We start from the raw sequence: 20,577 nt of genomic DNA on the forward strand, positions 1-20,577 counted from the left end.
CCTCTGTCCCGTGACAGGGGCGCACTACACATCCGTGCAACGTGCCGCCGGGACCCGTACTCCGCCCGGTGTCCGCACCGTCAGCGGCTCACATACCCGTACCGTATGCGGCCGGTGAGGACGGACACCGTGAGGGCGGCCGGGAGGAGGGCGCAGACCAGCAGGGCGACCGGGAGGGCGCCGAGGAACTGCCAGGGCAGGTCGGGCCATTCGGTGAGCAGGGCGAAGCCCGCGCCCGCGGCGGCAGGCAGCGCCGCCAGGGTCCCGAGGACGACGGCGAGGAACACGGCGAGAGCCGTCTCGGTCAGGACGGTCGCGATCACGACGGGCCGGGGGGCTCCGATCCGCGCGAGGAGGGCGAACTCGTCACGGCGGGAACGGACCAGGCTGACCAGGGTGTTGACGGCGGCCAGGAGTCCGAAGGCGAGGAGCGCGAACAGCAACACGTTGGAGAGGTCGGCCCCTTCGTCGCCGGCTGCCGTGCCCGCGTGGGCGGCGGGGGTGAGGAGGGTGATGCCGCGCGCGGCGGCCGTCCGGACGACGTCGTCGCGCGCGTCGGGCCGGATGGTGACGAGGGCCGCTCCCGCCTCGGCCTTGTCGGCGACGATCAGGTAGTCGCCGAATCCGAGCGAGCTGCGGTACACCGCCACGATGGTGCGATCGACGGTGGTCCCGTCGATGCGGGTGGTGACGGTGGAGCCGACTCCGTCGGTCGAGCCGAGGAGGGTGTCGGCGGACACGGCGACCGTGGTTTCTCCCCGAAGGTCGCGCAAGGAGCCGGAGGAGACGTCGGGGTCGAGGACCCGGTCCGGCCGGGAGCCGGTGAGGGTGGTGATGCTCGTGGATTCCCAGAGGGTGAAGGGGAGGTCGTCGTCCTGGTCGGTCCGGACCTGTCCGTTCACCGCACCGAGGACCGACACGTCCGTCACGCCCGGGACGGCGCGCAGGGCGGTGGCTGTGCCGGCGTCGGCCTCCGGGGCGACGAGACCGGGGCGCAGCCCGGTGGCGAGCTGTTCGCGAGCGGCGGTGTCGGCGATGGCGTTGGTGCTGAGCTGCACGGTGCCGAGGGCGGCCACGAGGGCGAAGGGGACGAGGACGGCGGTGAGCCGACGGGAGAATCCGCGCACGTTGATCAGGGCGAGCGCCGGGCCCGCCGTGGCGAGAAGCCGACGGGACAGGGCGCGGGCCACGGCTGCGGCGACGACCGGTCCGGCGAGCGCCAGCGCGGTGATCAGGAGGAAGGTGGACATGGCGGCGAGGGCGACCCCGATCGTGCCGGGCACGGCCACCGGGGCCACGGCGGTCGCCAGGCCCGTGAACAGGGTCAGGGCGGCCGCGATACGGCGGCCGGTGCCGAGGGGCGCGGCCTCGGTGCCGGAGGTGCTGACGGCTTCGGCGGCGGAGATCCGTACGGTGTGGCGCGAGGCCGCCCAGGCGGACAGGAACGCGACCGCCAGCAGGGTGGTCACGGCGCCGAGGACCGCGAGAGGGTCGAACGGGACACGGTAGCCGGAGGGGGCCAGGCCGGTGGTAGCGAGGAGGGGGGCCGTCGCCCGGGCGAGCCCGTAGCCGGCCGCGCTGCCGACGGGGACCGCGAGGGCGCTCAGCAGGAGGGTCTCGGTGAGCACCATGGAGCGCAGACGGCTGCGGGTGGCTCCGACGGCGGCGAGCAGGGCGAACTGCCGGTGCCGTTCCCGCAGTCCGGTGGCGATCGTCGTGGAGACCGTCATGCCCGCCAGGAGGGAGGCGATCCCGGTGAAGGAGCTGCTGAGGGTGGTGACCTGGGCGCCGGTGTCGCCAAGGGCGGAATCGGTGAGCCCGGCGGCCATCCACAGCGCGGCGGCCGTCAGGACGGCGATGGCGGCTGCGAGGGCGACGACGGAGCCGAGGTTCTCCGCCCGGTTGACCCGGATGCTCCGGCGGATGAGCTGCCACATCAGCGGACCTCGCTCAGGTGGGAGAGCCGCTGGTTGATGTGCGCGGCGTCGGGCCGGTGCAGGTCGGAGGCGATGACGCCCCCGCTGAGGAACAGCACCCGGTCGGCGGACGCGGCGACGGACGCGTCGTGGGTGACCAGGACGAGGGTCTGCCCCACCTGGGCGGCGGTGCGGCGCAGGACGTCGAGGACGTGCGCGGCGGTGTGCGGGTCGAGGGCGCCGGTGGGTTCGTCGGCGAAGACGACGGCGGGCTTGGTGGCCAGGGCCCGTGCGATGGCGACGCGTTGGGCCTGTCCGCCGGAGAGCTCTCCCGGCAGGCGCTGCGCCTTGTCGCTCAGGCCGACGAGGGCGAGGACCTCGCGCTGCCACGCGGCCGGGATCGGGGGTGCGCCGAGCAGGGTCGGCAGGAGGATGTTTTCCGCCACGGTGAGGTGCGGGAGGAGGTTGTAGGACTGGAAGACGAATCCGAGGTGGTCGCGCCGGAAGGCGGTGAGCGCGTCACCACGGAGGGCGGTCAGGTCCTGGCCGCCGACGAGGACCGACCCGCCGGAGGGGGTGTCGAGTCCTGCGGCGCAGTTCAGGAAGGTGGACTTGCCGGATCCGGAGGCCCCCATGATCGCGGTGAACGATCCCTGGGCGATGCTGACGTCGATACCCCGCAGGACGTCCACGACGTGGTCACCGTCGGGGAAGCTCTTGCGGACACCGGTGAACCGGACCGCCGCGGGGGCCGGGGGCGGGGCGTACGAAGCGGTGAAGGACACGGCGGGCTCCAGGAAGGGAGGCGATGAGGTCCCTTCGACCGTAGATATCGCGCGGTCCGGCCCCTAGACGCCTTGGATCGCACCGCGCGCCCTGCATCCTTCGACGCAAGGCGCGCGTGTGCGGGGCCGTCGGGCCGGGGCACGGCCCTCAGTGCGGCAGGTAGTCCACGGTCACGACCCGGTTCTGGTAGGCCCAAACGGCGGCCTGGAGCCGGGACTGCACGCCCAGCTTGGGCAGCATCCGCGCCAGGTGGGACTTGACGGTGGCGACCTCGACGACGAGGGCCTGGGCGATCTGCTCGTTCGACATGCCCTGGGCGAGAAGCAGCAGGATGTCCCGTTCGCGGGCGGTGAGGATGTCGATGGCCCGCGCCGCCGTCACGGGCCGCAGGCTGCGCCGCTGGACGTACTCGGCGACGATGCGGCGGGTGAGCGTGCGGTCGAGGGTGCCGTGGCCCGCGGCGATGTGCCGGATGGCCCGCAGGATCTCCTCGGGGTCGGAGTCCTTGAGGAGGAATCCGGCGACGCCCGCTTCGAGGGCGCGGAAGACGTAGTCGTCGATGTCGAAGGTGGTGAGGATCAGCACCGGTACGTGCGGGGACGCGTCGGGTCCGCAGATGCGGGCGGCGACGTCGATGCCGTCCATCTTCGGCATGCGGATGTCCAGGCAGGCGACGTCCGGCTCCAACCCGGTCGCCAGGTCGAGGGCCTCGGCGCCGTCCGCGGCGACACCGACGACGTCGATGTCCTCCTCCGCGTTCAGCAGGGCGCTCAGGCCGGCACGGACGAGGGGCTGGTCGTCGGCGAGGAGGACACGGATCATGCGGACGGCTCCGAGAGGTCGTGGTCGCTTTCGCGGGGGATGCTCATACGGGTCTCCCAACCGTCGTCGCCGGTCGGTCCGGCGTCGAAGAATCCGCCGATGAGGGACGCGCGTTCCCTCATGCCGACGATGCCGAATCCGCTGCCTTGGGTGGAGGCGGAGCCGGTCCGGGGGCCGGGGGGTGCGTTGCGCACGGTCAGCCGCAGCAGACGCGGGTCGCGGTCGTCCACGGTGACGGCACAGGGGGCGCCGGGGGCGTGGCGCGCGGCGTTGGTCAGGGACTCCTGCACCATGCGGTACGCGGCGAGCTGGCCCAGCGGGCCGATGCCCGCCCCCGGTTCGCGCCGCTCGTCACTCCGCAGCTCGAACTCGACCCCGGCCCCGGTGCGGCGGGCCGATTCGATCAGTCCGGGGATGGTGGCGAGTGTCTTGACCCCGGCGTCCTCGGGGCCGGTGTCGCGGAGCAGTCCTACCAGGCGGCGCAGGTCGTCGAGGATGACGTTGCTCTGCTTGCGGATCTCCAGGGCGCCGGAGCGGGCCTCCTCCGGGGCGGTGCCGGTCTGGCGGGCGACGGCGGAGGCCATCAGGGAGATACCGGACAGGTGGTGGGCGGCGATGTCGTGGAGTTCGCGGGCCATCGCGGCCCGTTCCAGGGCGATCGCCTCGTTGATCCTGGCGTCGCGCTCCCGGGTGACGGCCGCCAGGGTCTCCTGCTGGGCGGCCCGGGTCGTGCGCTGCGCGGCGATCACCGAGGCCGGGAGGAGCGGCAGACCGACCACCAGGACCGCCTGGAGGACCGCCTGCGTGACCAGGGACGGTACCTCGGTGCCTCCCTCGGCGTGGGCGTTGGCGAACTGGGCGACGGCCACCAGCATTCCCGAGACCAGGGCCCACCGGCGTACGTCGCGCCCGCGGCCGGTCAGTCCCGCCCGGAAGGAGGCCACCAGGACGGGCAGGGCGGAGACCGTGAACAGGGCGCTGGGGTGGACGAGGGCCAGGACCAGGGCGAGCGCGGCGGTGGCGCCCAAGGCCGGGACCCGGAGGCGGCCGGGCAGCAGGGTCGCCGCCTGGACGACGACCGTGACGGCCGTCACCCACCACGCGGCCGTGCCGGGCACGGCGTCCCCCAGCGAGGGGTCGTCGCGTCCCAGCACGGCGATGGTCCACAGGAGGGCCAGGGCGCCCAGCGCGGTTCCCGCCGCCGTGGCGGCGGGGACGGTCACGCCGGAACGCTGTGCGGTGGTCACGAGGCGATCCTAGATCGGTTTCCGGTCAGGAGCGGTGGCCGGGTGCGGCGTGGTCGACGAGCCGGGCCGGTACGCCACGCTCCCAGGCAAGGGCCGGTGCGGGAGGGGTGTATCCGAGACGGCCGCGAGTGGCGACCACGAGGGCGGTCGCGGCGACGGTGGCTCCGGTCGCCATCGCCGCGAGGGCGAGCTCACCATCCAGGGAGGGGAACATCTCGGTCCACATCACGGACGCGAAGGTGTTGACGCCCACGTGCATCAGCATGGACAGGGGCACGCTCTGGCCCGTGCGGTTGAACACCCACGACATCACGATGTTGAACGCGACGCAGAACGCGAGGAACACGAAGGGACGCGTCCAGGCAGCGTCGGGGTAGCCGCCCCACTCGGTGAGGAACAACGGGAAGTGCCACACCCCCCACAGGGGGCCCAGGACGAACGCGGCCCGCAGCGGCGAGAAGCGGCTCTGGAGACGCGGCAGGGCGAAGTCCCGCCACCCCGGCTCCTCCGCCAGTCCGGTCGTGATCATCTGGAAAGCCAGCATGGGAACGAACGCGCTGAGCGCGGCGGCCGACGGAGCGGAGATCCGCCCGCCGGAGAAAGCCAGGCCGGTCAGGAGCATCCCGGCGGGCACGGCCAGCAGCGTGATCGCGTACCAGCGGCGCGCGACCCGCCAGCGCCACAGCCGCCGCGCCCAGACCCGGAGCCCGTCCCGGCCGCCGACCAGGGCGGTCATCCCCAGCGCCGCGCCGATCGGCCCGACGTAGGCGCCCGGGAGGACCCCCAGGAGCTGGCTGGTGCCGAGGATGTCGGGGAACCGGTAGCCCCAGATGCCCAGGCCGTTCTGCGACAGGATGTACGGCAGCCAGGCCAGCCAGCTCAGCCCGTTGGCCAGGACGAAGAAGGAGATCAGCGGGTACGCGCGCATCCTGGCCAGGAGTCCTCCCGGGGGACGGCCGGGGGACGGGGTGTCGAGGTGTACTGCTTGGTGCGAGGTCATGACAACAACGCTAGGAATCCGCGCCGGTCGCTTCTACGGCCCGACGGCTGTACCGAAGCGATGCAATCGAAGGATGCAAGCCCGTGCCGCCAGCCCCTCCGCGGAGGCCGTCGGGCGAGGAGGGGCATGAAAAAGACTCCCTCATGTGCCCGCCATAGCCAGCCTGCCCTCGCTGTCGCCAGAGTTGGTGGTGAAGCCCGGACCCTTGCGCAAGCGCGGCCATGCCCGGCCCATCCGGACGCGTCCCGGTGCGAGGGAGCGCACGCTCACCCCACGCGCCCCTTCACGCGATGGCTTCCACGGTCCGGCGATGGTCGGCCCAGCGTGGTCCACGGACCGGGATCGGCAGGCATCAGCGGCTCGATCCGGTCCCATATCGCATCGGCGATCACCAGCCGAACAGGCAGCACAACCCGCTCGACCCGCCGTTCCTCCCCATCTTCGGACGCTGGTGCGCTGGTCTCGCTGCCGACCGCCGGGGGGCGGCTGGTCTCAGTGGTGGAGGCCGCTGTGGCCGTTGCTCGGAGCGAAGGTGTAGCGGACATCGTTCTTGCCGTGCAGGACGACGTGGTTCCCCCTGCGGGTGCCGATGTTCGTCTTGCCCTTGCTGAGGCGGGCGGTGCAGCCGTGCTTCGGGGTGCCCTTGATCACAGCGGTGGTGCCGTCGCCGAGCCTCACGGTGAAGGTCGGGGTCTTCCGCGCGCGGATGTGATGGGAGGATGCCGACGCGGAAGCAGCGAGAGGGGCGGCGGCGAAGGCGGCCACGCCCGGGACGGCGAGAGCGAGCGCGGTGCAGGTACCGATCAGAGCGCTACGAGCGATCGAACGCACCATGCCCCCTTGAGAGTTGAAGCCGTTATGGGCGGTGGTGGGTCGGTAGCTCCGGCCTGACCACGACGCGATCGCGTTCAAGTACTGCACCGGAGTGCCGTGGACGGACCTGCCTACGCGATTCGGGTCGTGGAGAGGCGCCTACGACCGGCTGCGAATGTGGGCGCTCGACGGCACGTGGGAGAGAGTTTTCACCGCGCTGCTCGCCCAAGCCGACGCCGAGGGTGACCTCGACCGGTTCGTCGCGGTCGACTCCACGATCGTCCGCGCACACCAACACGCCGCCGGAGCAAGGCAACAGGGGTCCGGCCGACGGGCCGCACGACCATGCCCTCGGACGATTCCGCGGTGGGCTGACCACGGAGGTCCATCTCGCTGCGGACGGACACTGTCGGCCGCTCGCGTTTGTCCTCACGCCCGGCCAGGCCGGCGACGCGCCCGCCTTCGATCAGATCATGGCCCGTATTCGCGTACCGCGCCCTATCGGGCGACCGCGCACGACGCCGAGCATGGTGCTGGCGGACAGGCCGTACTCGTCAAGGGCGATTCGCCGGCATCTGCGGCGACGCGGGATCCGGGCGGTGATCCCTCAACCTGCCGACCAGGTGGCTCGCCGCGAGCGCCGAGGCAGCCGGGGCGGGCGTCCGCCCGCATTCGACCGGAGCGCCTACAAGCAGCGCAACACGGTCGACCGCTGTAATCGGCAAGATCAAGCAGTGGCGGGGCCTGGCCACCCGCTACGACAAGACTGCCACCACCTGCCTCGCCGCGCTCCACCTCGCCGCCGTCTTCACCTGGTCGACGAGGTGATCCGGGACAGCGTTCCGGGCGGCCGGGGCCGTGCCGAGGGTTCAGGCGCCGATGAGGTGCTCGGCCCGGGTGCGCTCCGTGTGCAGGTTCCAGTAGTCGAGGGCGATCTCGTCGGGCGCGCGGAAGGGGATGCCCTGCGGGGCCTGGGTGCCGATCATGAGGTTGATGGCCACGGTGGCGACGTGGACGCCCTTCTCGGCGAGGGTGTTGTGGAGGTTGAGGGCCCAGTTGCGCTGTCCGGCCTGCGCGATGTTGGCGTCGGCGAGCATCGGGTACGGGTTGATCGCCCCGCCGCCGGTGGTGAACAGCAGGGTCCCGGATCCGACCGCGAGCATCCCGGGCAGTACCGCCCGGGCGGCGGCGACCGCGCCGTAGAGGAGGCTGTCGATCTGCAGCCGCAGCTTGTCCACCGTCACGTCCTCGGGCGCGGTCATGGTCAGGCCCGCGTGCGGTGAGAACTCCATGACGTCGATCCGCGCGAACCGGTCGATCGCGGCCTCCAGGGCGCCGGTGAGCTGCCCGGGGTCGGCGACGTCGGCGGGAAAGCCCTGCGCGGTGATGCCGCTCTCGGCGAGCTCGGCGACGAGGGTGTCGAGCTTGCCCTTGCTCCGGGAGACCAAGGCGACGTCGAAGCCGTGGCCGCCGAAGACCTTGGCGATGGACAGACCCAGGCCGGGACCGGCTCCGACGATGGCGATGGCAGGCATGCGAGAACTCCTTGAGGCGATGTTGCCCCGGCCGGTGGGCCGGGTGGGAGAAGGAGAGGAACAGGCGAGGACATCAGTCTTGGCCGGACCGCGCGGCGGCCCCGGGCCAGTCGCTGGGATACGGCGCCTCCAAGGCGCCGAGGATGCGCCGGGAAGCCGCGCCGAGCTGACGCTGCTGCGCCTTGGTCAGCGGATCGAAGACGAGTCGGCGTACCGCGTCGAGGTGGCTGGGGGCTGCGGCGACGACCTTGGCCATGCCCTCGTCGGTGAGGGTGGCCAGGGTCGCCCGGCCGTCGGAAGGGTCGGGGTGGCGACGCACCCAGCCGTGCTTCTCCAGACGGATGACCACGTTCGACAGCCGCGACAACGCGCTTCCTGCGTACTGGGCGACCTCGCTCATCCGCAAGGTGCGCTCAGGCGCCATCGACAGCACCGACATCACCACGTACTCGAAGTGGGCGATGCCCGCGTCCCGCTGCATCCGCGCCTCCAACGCGGTCGGCAATTGGGTCAGCACGTAGGCGAAAGCATTCCAATGCTGCTGCTCATCGGCATCAAGCCACTGCAGACCGGCCGACTCCTGCTCGTCTCCCATAACCACAATATACTCCAAGCATGGAGTTAAGCGCGACCCTGAAAGCTCTTAGCTTGAAGTAAATATCCGTCAAGGTCACCAGTGGTCAGATGATCCGCAAGAAGCGGCCCAGGCGCATACGAACAGTGCTGTTGCGGGCTCCCGGCCGACCGCGGACGGACCAGCACAGAGGGACATCCCGGCCGCTCGGAGGGCAGCTCGTACGGATGGTCAGGCTAGGCGGCGAGCCAGACGCCGCAGGCCTAGGACTGCCAGGACGGGACGTCCCGGGCCGACCGGCCAGTACGGGCCTGCGGATACGGTGCTCTGCACCGACAGCGACTGATGGGGGCGCCCGGGGGGGCTAGGGCACATCCTCGCCGCGCCGGCATGATCGAACCCACAAGAACCAGCGCCGGACATGACAAAGGCCCGTGGCCACGCGGTGCTGGCCGGTTGTCGGTCAGGATCCCTCTGAGCTCTGACCAGTATCAGCCGTGGACACCAGCGCATAGAACACCGATCGACCCTGCCGAGTACGCTCCCACCGGCCCCACGCGACCCCTTGATCCAAGGTGTTACGTACGAGGGGTGCCTGGACCCGGCGCTCGGGATGAGCGTTCTGGAGCGCGGCGGTCACCGCGGCTGCCGACCGGGCTCCCCCTGCGCAGTGAAGCCTTCGGTGACCAGGTCGAGCCATGTCGGCACGCCGGTCTCCCGCTCGTGAAACTACCGGCATCGATGATGGCGACCAGGCAGCGCAGGTGTCTCAGCTCCGGCCCTGTGGCATGTCCCCCGCGTTCATCTATGTGTTCGCGTGAGGCACGTGGTGCCCGAGGAGGTGCGACTCCGCGCGAACGCGCCCCTCGATCTGGCCGCGTCGCCACCGACCAATCGGCGAGGCCGATCGACGCCGCCGGAATGCGCCGGGATGGGGGCGCGCGCACCCTCCGCCAGGACAACCCGGCAGGCAGTAAGCCCTGGCGGCGGAAGTCGCCCGGGGCCACGATCGCCCCGAAAACGCCCTGCTCGGCGCTGACGCAGGACCAGTTGGGGTGCAGCTACATGACCGGCGCCCTCGCCATGCCCTCCGGCCCGACCGTTCGGACTGCGGCAACTCCGGCGCGAGAACCAGGCATCCTGTCGCCAAGGGAACCAGCACCTTTCGGTATGCCCTCCGGCAGCGTCAGGGAGTGTCAGGAGACAGCGGAGGTGCGGATCTGCGTGATGACATCGTCCAGGTGCGCGGCGGCTGCCGCGGCAGCGGCCTTGGCGTCCCCGCCGACCACCGCGTCGATGATGGCCAAATGCTGGGGCAGGGAGGTGGCGGGGCGCCCGGGGCGCAGGGCCAGCCGGAACTGGAAGCGCACCATCGGCCCGTTGAGACGTTCGAGTTGCCGACGGGCCACGTCTTGGCCGCTGGCCTCGATGACGAGTTCGTGCAGGCGCTGGTTGAGGGCTGAATAGACGTCCCAGGCCCCGCCGGAGACGGCTCGGGTCATGCCCTTTCCGATGCGGCCGAGTTCGGCACGTTGCGCGTCGGTTGCGCGTTCGGCGGCGTGCGCGGCGCACAGCTGCTCGAGAGCGGAGCGGCATTCGGTGATCTGGACGGCTTCCTCGACCGAGACGACGCGGACCCGGGCGCCGCGCCGGGGGATGATCTCGACTATCTCTTCGGCGGCCAGGTCCTGCAGTGCCTCGCGGACGGCGCCGCGGGTCGTGCCGTAGGACTCGACCAGGTCGTTCTCCACGAGCCGCTGCCCGGGTACCAGGTCTCCGGAGCGCAAGGCGTGCCTGATGGCGTCCGCGACGTACTGGCGGCCGGCGGCGCCCGTGAGCTTGTCCGTCAACTCGGTCGACCCCTCAGCGCTGGTTTCACGGTGGTTCCTGCGGAAGAACCATAGTCCGCCGGTCCTCATGATCTTGCACTGCCTTCCCAGGTTAACAATCTCGTTGAAACATCTTGTCAACAATCTTGTCTTGTTCTACGTTCCTCTGCACACCCAGTTCAGATTGGAGCGGCCATGTCCGCCATAGCTGCCGCCCTCGCTCGCAGAGCTGCCGGCGCTGGATCCCAGACAGCGATCCCCAGCCTTTTCATGAGGGGCGGCACGTCACGAGGCCCGTTCTTCGACGCTCGCCTGCTGCCCGAGGACCCACGCACCAGGGACGCCGTTCTTCTGGCCGCTCTCGGGTCTCCCGATCTGCGGCAGATCGACGGCGTCGGCGGAGCCCATCCGCTGACCAGCAAGATCGGCATGGTGCGCCCGGCCGAGGATGCGAACCTCGATATCGAATGGACGTTCGCCCAGATCCAGCCGGGTGGTGATGCCGTCGACACCAGGGCGAACTGCGGGAACATGCTGGCCGCCGTGGTCCCGTTCGCTGTGGAGACCGGCATGATCACGCCCACCGGTGAGCGTACGAGCGCCCGGGTGCTGACGTGTAACACCGGCATGGTCGCCGAGATCACCGTGGCGACCCCTGCCAGGCCGGGAGGTGAGCGGTACGTCTCCTACGAGGGGACCACCCGCATCGACGGCGTCCCCGGTACAGCGGCGGCCGTCGAGATCGGGTTCCTCGACACCGCCGGGTCCGTCACCGGGACGCTGCTGCCCACCGGCCGGGTACGCGACACCGTCGATGTCCCCGGGCAGGGCCGGGTCGAGGTGACGCTGATCGACAACGGGCAGCCGCTGGTGATCGTGGCCGCCGAGCGCCTGGGCGTCACCGGCTACGAGACACCGGCGGAGATCGACGCCGACAGCGCCCTCAAGGAGCGCGTCGAAACCCTGCGCCTGATCTGCGGTGCGGCGATGGGTCTCGGCGATGTCGGAACGTTGAACTATCCGAAGATGACGCTGGTGGCACCGCCCCGGCACGGCGGCGCGCTTTCCACCCGCAGCCTCATCCCCCGGGTGTGCCATCAGTCCATCGGCGTGCTGGCCGCCATCACCGCCGCCACCGCCTGCGCCCTGGAGGGCAGCGTCGCGCACGACCTGGCCGCCGGTGACTTGGCGGGACCGGAGATCGACGTCTCCATCGAGCATCCCTCCGGGGCGTTCGACGTCACCCTGGCCCGCGATCCCGAGGACTGCCGCCGGTTCACCCGCTCGGCGCTGCTGCGCACCGCGCGCCTTCTCATGGCGGGCGACCTCTACGTCCCGCGCTCCGTCTGGGACCCGACAGCCGCTGCCGTATCCACCGTCCAGGAGATTGCCGCGTGATCATCGACATCCACGGCCACTACACCACGGCGCCGCCGCCGCTCGGCCACTGGCGTGAAGCTCAGGTCGACGCGCTCACGGACCCGCTCAGGGCTCCCGACCCGGGTGGCCCCGACATCAGCGACGACCAGATCCGTGAATCGATCGCGGCCAACCAGCTGCGCCTCATGGACGAGCGCGGCATCGACGTGACCGTGTTCTCCCCTCGCGCCTCGTTCATGGCCCACCATGTCGGGGACTTCGCCACCTCGTCCGCCTGGGCCCGCGTCTGCAACGACCTGTGCCGCCGGGTCAGCGACCTCTACCCGACGCGTTTCGTCCCCGGCGCGATGCTCCCGCAGTCGCCCGGCTCCGACCCGGCGACCGTGGTCCCGGAGATCGAGCGAGCCGTCAAGGACCTCGGCGCCGTCACCGTCAACGTCAGCCCGGACCCCAGCGGCGGTTCCTGGACAGCCCCGCCCCTGACCGACCGGTCCTGGTACCCGGTGTGGGAAAAGCTCGTCGAACTCGACGTACCCGCCATGGTCCACGTCTCGACCAGCTGCAACCCGGCCTTCCACACCACCGGCGCCCACTACCTCAACGCCGACACCACCGCTTTCATGCAACTGCTGTCGGGCGACCTCTTCGCCGACTTCCCCGAACTGCGCCTGGTCATCCCGCACGGCGGCGGAGCCGTCCCCTACCACTGGGGCAGGTTCCGGGGCCTCGCCCAGGCCCTGGGAAAGCCGGAGCCGGAGGACGCGCTGCTGAACAACGTCTTCTTCGACACGTGTGTGTACCACCAGCCCGGAATCGACCTCCTCCTGGACGTCGTCCCCCACGACAACATCCTCTTCGCCTCCGAGATGGTGGGCGCGGTCCGTGGGGTCGACCCGCGTTCGGGTCACCACTTCGACGACACCCGCCGCTACGTCGAGAACGCGGGCCTCAGCGCCGAGAGCCTGGGAGCGATCGAGGAGCACAACGCGCGCCGTGTCTACCCACGGCTCGAGGCCCTGCTCACCTCACAGGGCCGCTGAGCCCCACCCCGGCCCGTCGAGCGGGCCGGCCATCCCCATATCCAGGAGCCTCACCATGCACCAGCTCGGAGTCGTCCACCGCAAGCACGAACGGGCAGACCGCGCCGCAGTAAAGGCGTTGTCCCGCTTCGGAGTCGCCACCGTGCACGAGGCCATGGGCCGCGTCGGCCTGATGCGCCCCTACATCCGCCCCGTCTACGAAGGCGCCCGCCTGTGCGGCACCGCCGTCACCGTGCTGCTCCAGCCGGGCGACAACTGGATGCTGCACGTCGCCGCCGAGCAGGTACAGGAAGGCGATGTCGTCGTCGCGGGCTGCACCAGCGAGAGCGAGGACGGCTTCTTCGGCGAACTCCTCGCCACCTCGCTCCGGGCGCGCGGCGCCGCCGGACTCGTCATCGACGGAGGCTGCCGCGACGTCGACGACCTGCGCCGCATGGACTTTCCCGTCTTCTCCCGGGCCGTCAACGCCAAGGGCACCGTCAAAGCCACCCTCGGCTCGGTCAACGTCCCGGTCGTCGTCGCCAACGCACTGGTGAACCCCGGCGACGTCGTTGTCGCGGACGCTGACGGCGTCGTAGTCGTGCCCCGTACCCGCGCCGCCGAAGTCGCCGAGGCCGCCGCACGGCGCGAGGACGCCGAAGAGGCCAAGCGGGAACGGTTCCGGGCCGGCGAACTGGGCCTCGACATCTACAGCATGCGCGGCCCCTTGGCCGAACTCGGACTGACCTATCTCGACTGATCCCCCTCGATGCGCCCCACCACCACCCGACACCCACAGGAGCACCCGCCATGCCAGAACCAGCTTTCGAGGTCACCCCCGGCTGGCTGGACCGACACCCCGACCCCAGCACCCCCGTCTACAACGTCCCGACCGGAGCGGTCGACGCCCACTGTCATGTCTTCGGGCCCGCCGGAACATTCCCCTACGCCCCGGGACGCAAGTACACGCCGGTCGACGCGTCCAAGCACGACCTGTTCGCCCTCCGGGACCATCTGGGCTTCGCGCGCAACGTCATCGTGCAGGCAACCTGCCACGGAGCCGACAACCGTGCCCTGACCGACGCCCTGAGCACGGCGGGGAACCGCGCCCGCGGAGTGGCCACCGTTCGCCCCGACATCAGCGACGACGAACTGCGGAGCCTGCACGAAGCCGGCGTTCGCGGGGTGCGCTTCAACTTCGTGAAACGGCTCGTCGACGCCCCGCCCACCGACACGCTGGCCACCATCGCCCGCCGTATCGCACCGCTCGGCTGGCACGCCGTCCTCTACTTCGAAGCAGCGGACCTGCCCGACCTGGAGAACTTCCTCGCGTCCCTCCCGGTGCCGCTCGTCGTCGACCACATGGGCCGCCCCGACGTCACCCTCTCCCCGACCGGGCCCGGCTTCGCCCGCTTCCTGCGCTTCGTGGACACCAGTGACGTCTGGGTCAAAGTCTCCTGCCCCGAACGCCTCAGCGTCACCGGCCCGCCCGCGCTCGACGGCGAACGCCACGCCTACCGCGATGTAGTCCCCTTCGCCCGCACCGTCATCGAGCAGTTCGGCGACCGGGTCCTGTGGGGCACCGACTGGCCCCACCCCAACCTCAAGAACCACATGCCCGACGACGGCCTACTCGTCGACCACATCCCCCACATCGCCCCCACCGCCGAACAGCAACAAGCACTGCTGGTCGACAACCCCCTGCGTCTCTACTGGCCCGAAGAAGCCCGCTGACGCCACAACGGCCCGGCACCGCCGCCGGACCCCACCCCAGGAGCGTGCAGTGCAGCACACCCACACCGCCAATGCGGCCAACCGGCTCGACCGGCTGCCCATCTCACGGTTCCACAAAACCACCCTGCTCGCCGTCGCGTTCGCCTACTTCTTCGAATTCGCCGACATCAACACCTTCGCCATCACCGCACCCGTGATCCGCGAACAGTGGGGCTCGGACGTCAACCACATCGCCTACGTCACCTCCCTTTCCTTCGTCGGCATGTTCCTCGGCGCCGTCATCGCCGGAGGACTCGCCGACCGACTGGGACGCAAACGCACCCTGACCATGACCACCCTGTGGTTCACCCTGTGGTCCTTCACCTGCGTCTTCGCCTGGGACATCTGGTCCCTCGGCGTCTTCCGCGTGCTGACCTCGGCCGGCCTGTCCGCCATGACCGTCGTCGCCGTCGTCTACATCAGCGAACTCTTCCCCGCCGCCAAACGCGGCAAATACCAGGCGTACGCCATCGTCATCGGCATCTGCGGCACTCCCGCCACCAACCTCATCGCCTCCTTCGTCGTCCCCATGTCGGACTCGTCCTGGCGCCTGGTCTACCTCTGGGGCTCATTCGGCGTCCTCTTCCTCCTCTTCGTCCGCAAGATCGAGGAATCCCCCCGGTGGCTCGAATCCCGGGGACACCACGACGAAGCCGAGGCCATCCTGTCCCGCATGGAAGCGGCCGCCGGAGCCGAACACGGCACGCTGCCCGAACCCGCCGAACCCGCACCGCTCAGGCCCACGATCAACGCCGGCCTGAGCATGCTCAAGGACAAGAAGTTCCTCTACCCCACGATCCTCCTGTCCGTCCTGTGGGTGACCCAGACCATCGGCTTCTTCGGCTACTCCAGCTGGGCCCCTACCCTCCTAGCCTCCGAGGGCGTCAGCGTCGAAGACTCGATCTTCTACGTCGCCCTCACCACCGTCGGCGCCCCTCTCGGCTCCTTCCTCGCCGCCATGGTCACCGACCGCTTCGAACGCAAGTGGTGCCTGGTGGTCTTCGGACTCGTCATCGCCGCATCCGGACTCCTGTACGGACTGACCTTCACCCCCGTACTCGTCGTCGTCTTCGGATTCCTCGTCAACCTCTTCGAACGCGGCTACACCGCCCTCGCCTACGCCTACGCCCCCGAGCTCTACGACACCAACGGCCGCTCGCTGGGCACCAGCATCGCCTACGGCCTCGGCCGACTCTCCAACGCCGCCGGACCGCTCATCATCGCCGGAATCTACAACGGCATCGGCTACCAAGCCGTCTTCATGTTCATCGCCGGAACATGGACCGTCGGAGCCATCGTCCTCGCACTCTTCGGCCCAGCCACCCGCCGCCGACGCTTGCCAGCCCTGGCGCAGGAGAAAGAACTGTCCTCCTCCACCACAGCCACCTGACAGCGCCACACACGGCCAAGCACCCCGGTCGAAGACACACCTCCACCGCGCCGCACGAGCAGACCCTGACGGTTTCCCGGAATGAACACCTCCGCGGTTGCGCACACGGCCAGGAGCAGCAGGATCCGGGGCTGAAGGGGGCCCGCCAGGACGAGCCGCCGGCCCGCCCTGCGGTGCCGGGCACGGGCCAGGAGAAGGGCGTGAAGGAACGAACTGTCTCCGAACGTGCACCCGGTGAGGTCGACGACGGTGGCGGGGAGCGCTCGTTCGTCAGCCTCGTCCCATGCCGCCAACAGCAGATCGACCTCATCCGCGTCAAGTTGCCCAGCCACATGGACAAGGAACATTCCGGGCAGCTCACCTACCCGGACGTACACCGCCGGCTTCCACACCGTCCGCCCATCGAAACAGACACCACTGACAGCCCGTCCGCAGGTGGGGTCGGCGGGGTGGAATGGGGGCCGGTCAGACGGCCTGCTCGTGCTCCACGACTTCCTGGCCGCAGCCCTCGGCCTGCGCGGCCAGGGCGCCAGCTTCCAATGACATCCTGACCGGCAGCATCGGACACGGCGACGCCGCCGTAGATTGCAGGGCTGGGCGAGTTGCTGCTCCATGGCGAAGAGGCCGATTCTGTGCCACCCCAACCGGTCGGAGGCTTCGCGGAATCTGACGGTCGAGCGAAAATGCAACTCCGGGCCACCGCCGCGACTCAAAACGCCCTCGCTCAGGCCCACATCACCGTGACAGGGTCATGACCGAGAGACGCCAGGGTTTCAGGAAAGGGCCATGTATTCAGACGTGTTCTCGTCGGAGCTCTCACTGCTGGTCCACTCGGCGTTGGCGTACCGGCATACTCCGAATCAACCCCGGCGAGTGACCGGGGTTCCGCCCTCTCGAATACTGAGCTGGAACGCTTTCCGCGCGGGCGTCCCGGCGGGGGGAAGAGCACCTGCGAGGAGGCTGCCGCACGCCACAGGGCGTCAGGCGGCCAAGGCCTCTCCGGCTGCATTACCGAGGTGTCCGAAGCCGAAGCCCAGCAGCGTTCGGCAGGTGCTGCCGCTGCTGCCACGGTTCCCCTGCCGATCAACGACTGCACGGGCAGCGAGGACGGCAGCCGGTGGGCATCGCGATTGTCCCAGTGCCAGATCGACCCTGATGTCCGCTGCACCCTGCGCGATAAGAGCGGCAAGGTTGTCGCGTCCGCGCTCGGCCAGCTCCTGAGAAAAACCTAAAAGGTCGCTGACGTCCCGACCAAGACGTACGATTTCCTCGACGTGGACCACACCCTGAACTTCGACGCGGTCGGAGCCACCGAGATCACTCCGCCTTCCACCTGGAACTCCGAAGTGCGGTGTGACGACGAAATCGCCGTGGCCAGCACCTCGGGCTGCATCGTTCCTTGGATGACTCCGACCTTCAACGTCTCCCGGGGCCCAATACGGCTCCTCAGCCGACATGCTCAACTGGGCACGGAACAAACTCTCGGGACACTGGTTCGACGATGCGCGCGCGGTCCTGGAAGCGGTGGCGGAGGAGTTCCACCGGCGCGTGGAGCCGGGCGCGGTCGAGGGGCCGCTGCCCACCGTGATCATGCCCGTCCACCTGGGCTGAGCGGTGGGCAGCGGCTTCCCTTCGTGGATCAGGCCGATGTCACTCGGAGCCAGAGGGGGTTGTTGTCAGCGAGCCGGGCAGCCGTGACGAAGTTGCTGTAGGCGCCGCCGACGTCGTGAGGGTGTAGAGAACCCGAGGAAACCTTCGCCGACGGCCGCCAGGCCCTCCCCTCGGTGGCCTGTCATCTCACTCGCCGTTGAACGACCGCCCCTGCGCCGCCAGCGCCTCGCGCAGGACCACGATCGCCCGCGGGCCGACGCCGTGCAGCGCCAGCACTTCTTGCGATGTCACCTCGGTGAGCTGCGCGAGCCGGGTGTAGCCCGCCTGCCGCAGAGCGCCACGGGCCGGGCGGCCCACGGCGTGCGGGAACTCGTCCTGGGGTCCGGCAGGCCGGTCGGCCATGGTGATCCTTAATGTCAGCGACGGTCGACAGGTACGACGGCACCGTAGCCGACGCATAGGACAGCCACAGTCCTGTCTCTGACCCACGGCGCAAAGTGGCCATCACCCCTCTGCCTCGCCTCGTCGCTTCATGCTCACAGCGCGTGACCCCCAGACCACGGCCACCTGCGAACGCATCGGCACAGGAAGGCATCCCGGCCGCTCCGAGGGAGGTTCGTACGTATGGTCAGCCTGCGCGTGAGACTGATGCCGCAGGCCACGGCCGACCAGGGTAGGGGCGTCCCGGGCCGACCGGCCGGTCCGGGCCTGCGGATATGGCGCTCCGCACCGACAGCGGCTGGTGCGGAGCACGAGGGCCGTTCACGCCCCGGGCACAGCCTCGCTGCGCGGGCAGGAACGTCCCCAGCAGGAACCAGGGCCGGACATGACAGGTAGCCCCTGCCCACGCGGCGCCGGGCTGGTTGCCGCTCAGGAACCTTCCGAGCCGTGACCGGCATCAGCCGCGACCGGGACGGCGACCACCGTGTAGAACACCGACCGGCCCTGCCGAGTACGCTCCAACCGGCCCTGCGCGACGCCTTGTTCCAGGGTGTTGCGTACGACGGGCGCCTTGACCGCGCGCCCGGGATGAGCTTTCTGGAGCGCGGTGGTCACCTCGGCTGCCGACCGGGGCTCCCCCTGCGCGGTGAGAGTTTCGGTGACCAGGTCGAGCCACGTCGGCGCGCCGCTCTCCCGCTTCGCTTTCGCCGCGGTCCTCCTGGACGGGGCGGACGGAACCCCGGCGGCTTTCGCAGTCTTCTTCCTGCCTCCGGCCTTCGCGGAAGTACGGTCCGCGCGTGCCCGGGTCGGTCGTTGCTCGGTGCCGGTCTCGCCCAGCACTGCCTGCACCTGGGTGAGGACGGCCTCGTCGCGTTCCAGCCTGTCGAGTTCCTCTTGCAGTCGCTCAAGCTCGGACCGTACCCGCTGCTGCTCTTCGTGATTGGCCGCCAGGTCCGTGGCGACCCGCTGGCCGTAGTCCGCGGACACACTGTCCGCACGAGAAGTTGTCGGCATGAGACCTCGCCCTGGGAGTCGGTGCAACTGTCATTGTGAGCTGGAATGCTACCCACCATTCCCAGCCACCGGCCGCGAGATCAGCAAGGGGTGCGGTGCGGGGTTCCGAAATGCCTCGCGTCCACGACGCCCGCGTACCGGCGGTGTGCGGGGCTATCGGGCGTGGCGGCGGAGGAGGTAGGTGATCGCTGCGGCCAGGACGAGCAGGCCGGGGCCGGAGTGCACAGCAAGGACGCCCAGCAGGTAGGGACCGCCCCAGTCCTGTGCGTAGCTTGATGGATCGGAGTAGTCGAGGATGAAGAACTCGGCGATGCCTCGGGCGACCAGATAGATCGCCAGCAGCCCGCCGACAAGCATCGCTGCCGCTCTGAGGATCCGGCGCCGATACCTCGGCGAGGCTACGCACACTCCTGAGCAGATCACGAGCGCGAGAAAAACGCAGACGACGGCAATGAGCACGGACTCAGTCCCTCCCGGCAAGCGTGCAGCGACGAGAAGTGCGGGCCAGCAGCCAGGCCCGATGAGAAGGGATGGCCGACGGTGCCAGCGTTCGACCTAGTCTAGTGGGGCCCGCAGGATGTCCAGCCGGTAGGGGTCTGCCGGTAAACCCCGTCCGGCACAGCAAAGAAGGAGCGTCCCCGCAGGTGGGGGCGCCCCGCTGCATAGTGGCGGGTTCGGAGCTGGGGTGGTCAGGCGGTGCGAGCAGGGCACGTTGTTCGGGCTCAATCCTCCAGGAGTGCCGCATACTGCCGCGCGCGATCGGTGTCGTCGAGGTCGTGGTCCAGGAGCTGGCGGATCCTACGTGTCCTGGGGCGGCGGGGACACTACCGAGTCCAGTTTCAGCTTGTCGGGCAGGGTGCCAGGTGGGAGTCTTGGGGTTGGTCAGGCGGGGGGTAGGTGGGCGGTGAGAATGGCGGCGTGCGGGGTGGTGAGGTAGTTGGACAGTGCGTGGTGGTCGGCGTCGGGGACTGCGGTGGGCAGGGACCAGGCGAAGTCGGTGAAGCCGACGGCCTGCGGGGCCGTGTAGTGGGTTGTGTGATCCCAGGTGTGTGCTTCGACGTCGAATACGACGTTCCGATCCGGGTCCGCAGGGCGATGGTGTCGCCGTTGTGCGGGGTTGGGGAGCGTCGCACCGACATCACCAAAGCGTTCACCCGCGTCGCCGCGACCGCACACACGCAGACCGGCGTCGACCCCTCCACCGGCAACCCTGACCTCGCCCTCGGGCACGCTTCCGAGGAATTCCTCATCGGTCTGGTCTCTTTCGCCGGCTCCCCCATCTGGTCGTCCGACCCCCCGAAAATGTACGTCGACATCTCCGAGACCATCCAGAGCCACCTGGCTGACCGACACCGCAAGGTCTGGCCCCTGTGACCTTGCCACCACCTCGGAACGCGCCCAATGGTGGTGGCAGAGCGAGCGGTGTG

At 69.9% G+C, this 20,577-nt stretch carries 20 protein-coding genes and 3 pseudogenes; 9 read left to right on the forward strand and 14 right to left on the reverse strand.

All coding sequences use genetic code 11. The features are described 5' to 3' along the window. Positions 1 to 80 precede the first annotated feature (80 nt). From ACIRRU_RS18885 to ACIRRU_RS18915, 7 genes and pseudogenes are all read right to left on the reverse strand, one after another. On the reverse strand, positions 81 to 1,937 hold the full coding sequence (locus ACIRRU_RS18885; protein ID WP_403681741.1) for an ABC transporter permease: 1,857 nt from the start codon (positions 1,935 to 1,937) through the stop codon (positions 81 to 83). After that, positions 1,937 to 2,701: an ABC transporter ATP-binding protein gene (locus ACIRRU_RS18890; protein ID WP_403681744.1), complete on the reverse strand. Its 765-nt coding sequence runs from the start codon at positions 2,699 to 2,701 to the stop codon at positions 1,937 to 1,939. Before ACIRRU_RS18890 ends, ACIRRU_RS18885 begins: the two co-directional genes overlap by 1 nt. A gap of 148 nt (positions 2,702 to 2,849) precedes the next feature. After that, positions 2,850 to 3,524: a response regulator gene (locus ACIRRU_RS18895; protein WP_403681746.1), complete on the reverse strand. Its 675-nt coding sequence runs from the start codon at positions 3,522 to 3,524 to the stop codon at positions 2,850 to 2,852. After that, entirely contained in the window at positions 3,521 to 4,771 is a 1,251-nt protein-coding gene (locus tag ACIRRU_RS18900; protein WP_403681749.1) for a sensor histidine kinase, read from the reverse strand. Before ACIRRU_RS18900 ends, ACIRRU_RS18895 begins: the two co-directional genes overlap by 4 nt. 25 nt (positions 4,772 to 4,796) lie before the next feature. Then, positions 4,797 to 5,699: a type II CAAX prenyl endopeptidase Rce1 family protein gene (locus tag ACIRRU_RS18905; protein WP_403682122.1), complete on the reverse strand. Its 903-nt coding sequence runs from the start codon at positions 5,697 to 5,699 to the stop codon at positions 4,797 to 4,799. A 358-nt stretch (positions 5,700 to 6,057) separates the two neighbouring features. Continuing rightward, positions 6,058 to 6,178: pseudogene (locus ACIRRU_RS18910) on the reverse strand (IS5/IS1182 family transposase); the annotation flags it as partial. Between the two features lie 85 nt (positions 6,179 to 6,263). Further along, positions 6,264 to 6,605: a hypothetical protein gene (locus tag ACIRRU_RS18915; protein WP_403681751.1), complete on the reverse strand. Its 342-nt coding sequence runs from the start codon at positions 6,603 to 6,605 to the stop codon at positions 6,264 to 6,266. A gap of 61 nt (positions 6,606 to 6,666) precedes the next feature. On the opposite strand from ACIRRU_RS18915, the pseudogene ACIRRU_RS18920 reads away from it, so the two are divergent. Beyond that, positions 6,667 to 7,412 (forward strand): annotated as a pseudogene (locus ACIRRU_RS18920) (IS5 family transposase); the annotation flags it as partial. Between the two features lie 41 nt (positions 7,413 to 7,453). On the opposite strand, the gene ACIRRU_RS18925 reads toward ACIRRU_RS18920, so the two are convergent. The 3 genes from ACIRRU_RS18925 to ACIRRU_RS18935 all read right to left on the reverse strand — a co-directional run bounded on the left by ACIRRU_RS18925 (position 7,454) and on the right by ACIRRU_RS18935 (position 10,543). Then, the gene (locus tag ACIRRU_RS18925; protein WP_403681753.1) at positions 7,454 to 8,119 is read right to left on the reverse strand and encodes an SDR family NAD(P)-dependent oxidoreductase; all 666 of its coding nucleotides are present in this window, start codon (positions 8,117 to 8,119) and stop codon (positions 7,454 to 7,456) included. A gap of 73 nt (positions 8,120 to 8,192) precedes the next feature. Continuing rightward, complete coding sequence (locus tag ACIRRU_RS18930; RefSeq protein ID WP_403681755.1) at positions 8,193 to 8,714, reverse strand: MarR family winged helix-turn-helix transcriptional regulator; 522 nt, start codon at positions 8,712 to 8,714, stop codon at positions 8,193 to 8,195. 1,175 nt (positions 8,715 to 9,889) lie between these two features. After that, complete coding sequence (locus ACIRRU_RS18935) at positions 9,890 to 10,543, reverse strand: GntR family transcriptional regulator (protein WP_403681758.1); 654 nt, start codon at positions 10,541 to 10,543, stop codon at positions 9,890 to 9,892. A 174-nt stretch (positions 10,544 to 10,717) separates the two neighbouring features. Between ACIRRU_RS18935 and ACIRRU_RS18940 the strand changes: the two genes are divergently transcribed. From ACIRRU_RS18940 to ACIRRU_RS18960, 5 genes are read left to right on the forward strand one after another with little or no spacing between them, the layout of a single operon-like run. Continuing rightward, positions 10,718 to 11,920, forward strand: coding sequence for a 4-oxalomesaconate tautomerase (locus ACIRRU_RS18940; RefSeq protein WP_403681760.1), 1,203 nt, complete (start codon positions 10,718 to 10,720; stop codon positions 11,918 to 11,920). Further along, complete coding sequence (locus ACIRRU_RS18945) at positions 11,917 to 12,942, forward strand: amidohydrolase family protein (protein ID WP_403681761.1); 1,026 nt, start codon at positions 11,917 to 11,919, stop codon at positions 12,940 to 12,942. Before ACIRRU_RS18940 ends, ACIRRU_RS18945 begins: the two co-directional genes overlap by 4 nt. A gap of 55 nt (positions 12,943 to 12,997) precedes the next feature. Continuing rightward, entirely contained in the window at positions 12,998 to 13,681 is a 684-nt protein-coding gene (gene ligK / locus ACIRRU_RS18950) for a 4-carboxy-4-hydroxy-2-oxoadipate aldolase/oxaloacetate decarboxylase (protein WP_403681762.1), read from the forward strand. A 50-nt stretch (positions 13,682 to 13,731) separates the two neighbouring features. Further along, on the forward strand, positions 13,732 to 14,655 hold the full coding sequence (locus tag ACIRRU_RS18955) for an amidohydrolase family protein (RefSeq protein ID WP_403681764.1): 924 nt from the start codon (positions 13,732 to 13,734) through the stop codon (positions 14,653 to 14,655). A 49-nt stretch (positions 14,656 to 14,704) separates the two neighbouring features. Continuing rightward, positions 14,705 to 16,084, forward strand: coding sequence for an MFS transporter (locus tag ACIRRU_RS18960; protein ID WP_403681767.1), 1,380 nt, complete (start codon positions 14,705 to 14,707; stop codon positions 16,082 to 16,084). 149 nt (positions 16,085 to 16,233) lie between these two features. On the opposite strand, the pseudogene ACIRRU_RS18965 reads toward ACIRRU_RS18960, so the two are convergent. After that, positions 16,234 to 16,698 (reverse strand): annotated as a pseudogene (locus ACIRRU_RS18965) (STAS domain-containing protein); the annotation flags it as partial. Between the two features lie 402 nt (positions 16,699 to 17,100). Here ACIRRU_RS18965 and ACIRRU_RS18970 point away from each other — a divergent pair. Continuing rightward, complete coding sequence (locus ACIRRU_RS18970) at positions 17,101 to 17,316, forward strand: hypothetical protein (RefSeq protein ID WP_403681769.1); 216 nt, start codon at positions 17,101 to 17,103, stop codon at positions 17,314 to 17,316. Positions 17,317 to 17,539: 223 nt separating this feature from the next. Further along, the gene (locus ACIRRU_RS18975; RefSeq protein ID WP_403681771.1) at positions 17,540 to 17,695 is read left to right on the forward strand and encodes a hypothetical protein; all 156 of its coding nucleotides are present in this window, start codon (positions 17,540 to 17,542) and stop codon (positions 17,693 to 17,695) included. Between the two features lie 186 nt (positions 17,696 to 17,881). Here ACIRRU_RS18975 and ACIRRU_RS18980 read toward each other — a convergent pair whose 3' ends face one another. From ACIRRU_RS18980 to ACIRRU_RS18990, 3 genes are all read right to left on the reverse strand, one after another. Beyond that, positions 17,882 to 18,097 carry a DNA-binding protein gene (locus ACIRRU_RS18980; RefSeq protein ID WP_403681774.1) on the reverse strand — a complete coding sequence of 72 codons (216 nt, stop codon included), beginning with the start codon at positions 18,095 to 18,097 and terminating at the stop codon, positions 17,882 to 17,884. Between the two features lie 468 nt (positions 18,098 to 18,565). Further along, on the reverse strand, positions 18,566 to 19,123 hold the full coding sequence (locus tag ACIRRU_RS18985) for a hypothetical protein (protein WP_403681777.1): 558 nt from the start codon (positions 19,121 to 19,123) through the stop codon (positions 18,566 to 18,568). A 180-nt stretch (positions 19,124 to 19,303) separates the two neighbouring features. Then, positions 19,304 to 19,507 (reverse strand): hypothetical protein, encoded by a 204-nt coding sequence (locus ACIRRU_RS18990; protein WP_403681780.1) that lies wholly within the window; start codon positions 19,505 to 19,507, stop codon positions 19,304 to 19,306. Between the two features lie 690 nt (positions 19,508 to 20,197). Between ACIRRU_RS18990 and ACIRRU_RS18995 the strand changes: the two genes are divergently transcribed. After that, positions 20,198 to 20,524, forward strand: coding sequence for a hypothetical protein (locus ACIRRU_RS18995; protein ID WP_403681783.1), 327 nt, complete (start codon positions 20,198 to 20,200; stop codon positions 20,522 to 20,524). The last annotated feature ends 53 nt before the right edge of the window (positions 20,525 to 20,577 follow it).

This window comes from Streptomyces sp. NPDC101181, assembly GCF_044767975.1.
GTDB lineage: Bacteria > Actinomycetota > Actinomycetes > Streptomycetales > Streptomycetaceae > Streptomyces.

What these genes read in the sequence shown, in the direction of transcription:
- ACIRRU_RS18885 (WP_403681741.1), bottom strand. Translation starts at nt 1,937, where the DNA reads ATGTGGCAGCTCATCCGCCGGAGCATCCGGGTCAACCGGGCGGAGAAC.
- ACIRRU_RS18895 (WP_403681746.1), bottom strand. Translation starts at nt 3,524, where the DNA reads ATGATCCGTGTCCTCCTCGCCGACGACCAGCCCCTCGTCCGTGCCGGC.
- ACIRRU_RS18905 (WP_403682122.1), bottom strand. Translation starts at nt 5,699, where the DNA reads ATGCGCGCGTACCCGCTGATCTCCTTCTTCGTCCTGGCCAACGGGCTG.
- ACIRRU_RS18915 (WP_403681751.1), bottom strand. Translation starts at nt 6,605, where the DNA reads ATGGTGCGTTCGATCGCTCGTAGCGCTCTGATCGGTACCTGCACCGCG.
- ACIRRU_RS18925 (WP_403681753.1), bottom strand. Translation starts at nt 8,119, where the DNA reads ATGCCTGCCATCGCCATCGTCGGAGCCGGTCCCGGCCTGGGTCTGTCC.
- ACIRRU_RS18930 (WP_403681755.1), bottom strand. Translation starts at nt 8,714, where the DNA reads ATGGGAGACGAGCAGGAGTCGGCCGGTCTGCAGTGGCTTGATGCCGAT.
- ACIRRU_RS18940 (WP_403681760.1), top strand. Translation starts at nt 10,718, where the DNA reads ATGTCCGCCATAGCTGCCGCCCTCGCTCGCAGAGCTGCCGGCGCTGGA.
- ligK (WP_403681762.1), top strand. Translation starts at nt 12,998, where the DNA reads ATGCACCAGCTCGGAGTCGTCCACCGCAAGCACGAACGGGCAGACCGC.
- ACIRRU_RS18955 (WP_403681764.1), top strand. Translation starts at nt 13,732, where the DNA reads ATGCCAGAACCAGCTTTCGAGGTCACCCCCGGCTGGCTGGACCGACAC.
- ACIRRU_RS18975 (WP_403681771.1), top strand. Translation starts at nt 17,540, where the DNA reads ATGCTCAACTGGGCACGGAACAAACTCTCGGGACACTGGTTCGACGAT.
- ACIRRU_RS18980 (WP_403681774.1), bottom strand. Translation starts at nt 18,097, where the DNA reads ATGGCCGACCGGCCTGCCGGACCCCAGGACGAGTTCCCGCACGCCGTG.
- ACIRRU_RS18990 (WP_403681780.1), bottom strand. Translation starts at nt 19,507, where the DNA reads ATGCTTGTCGGCGGGCTGCTGGCGATCTATCTGGTCGCCCGAGGCATC.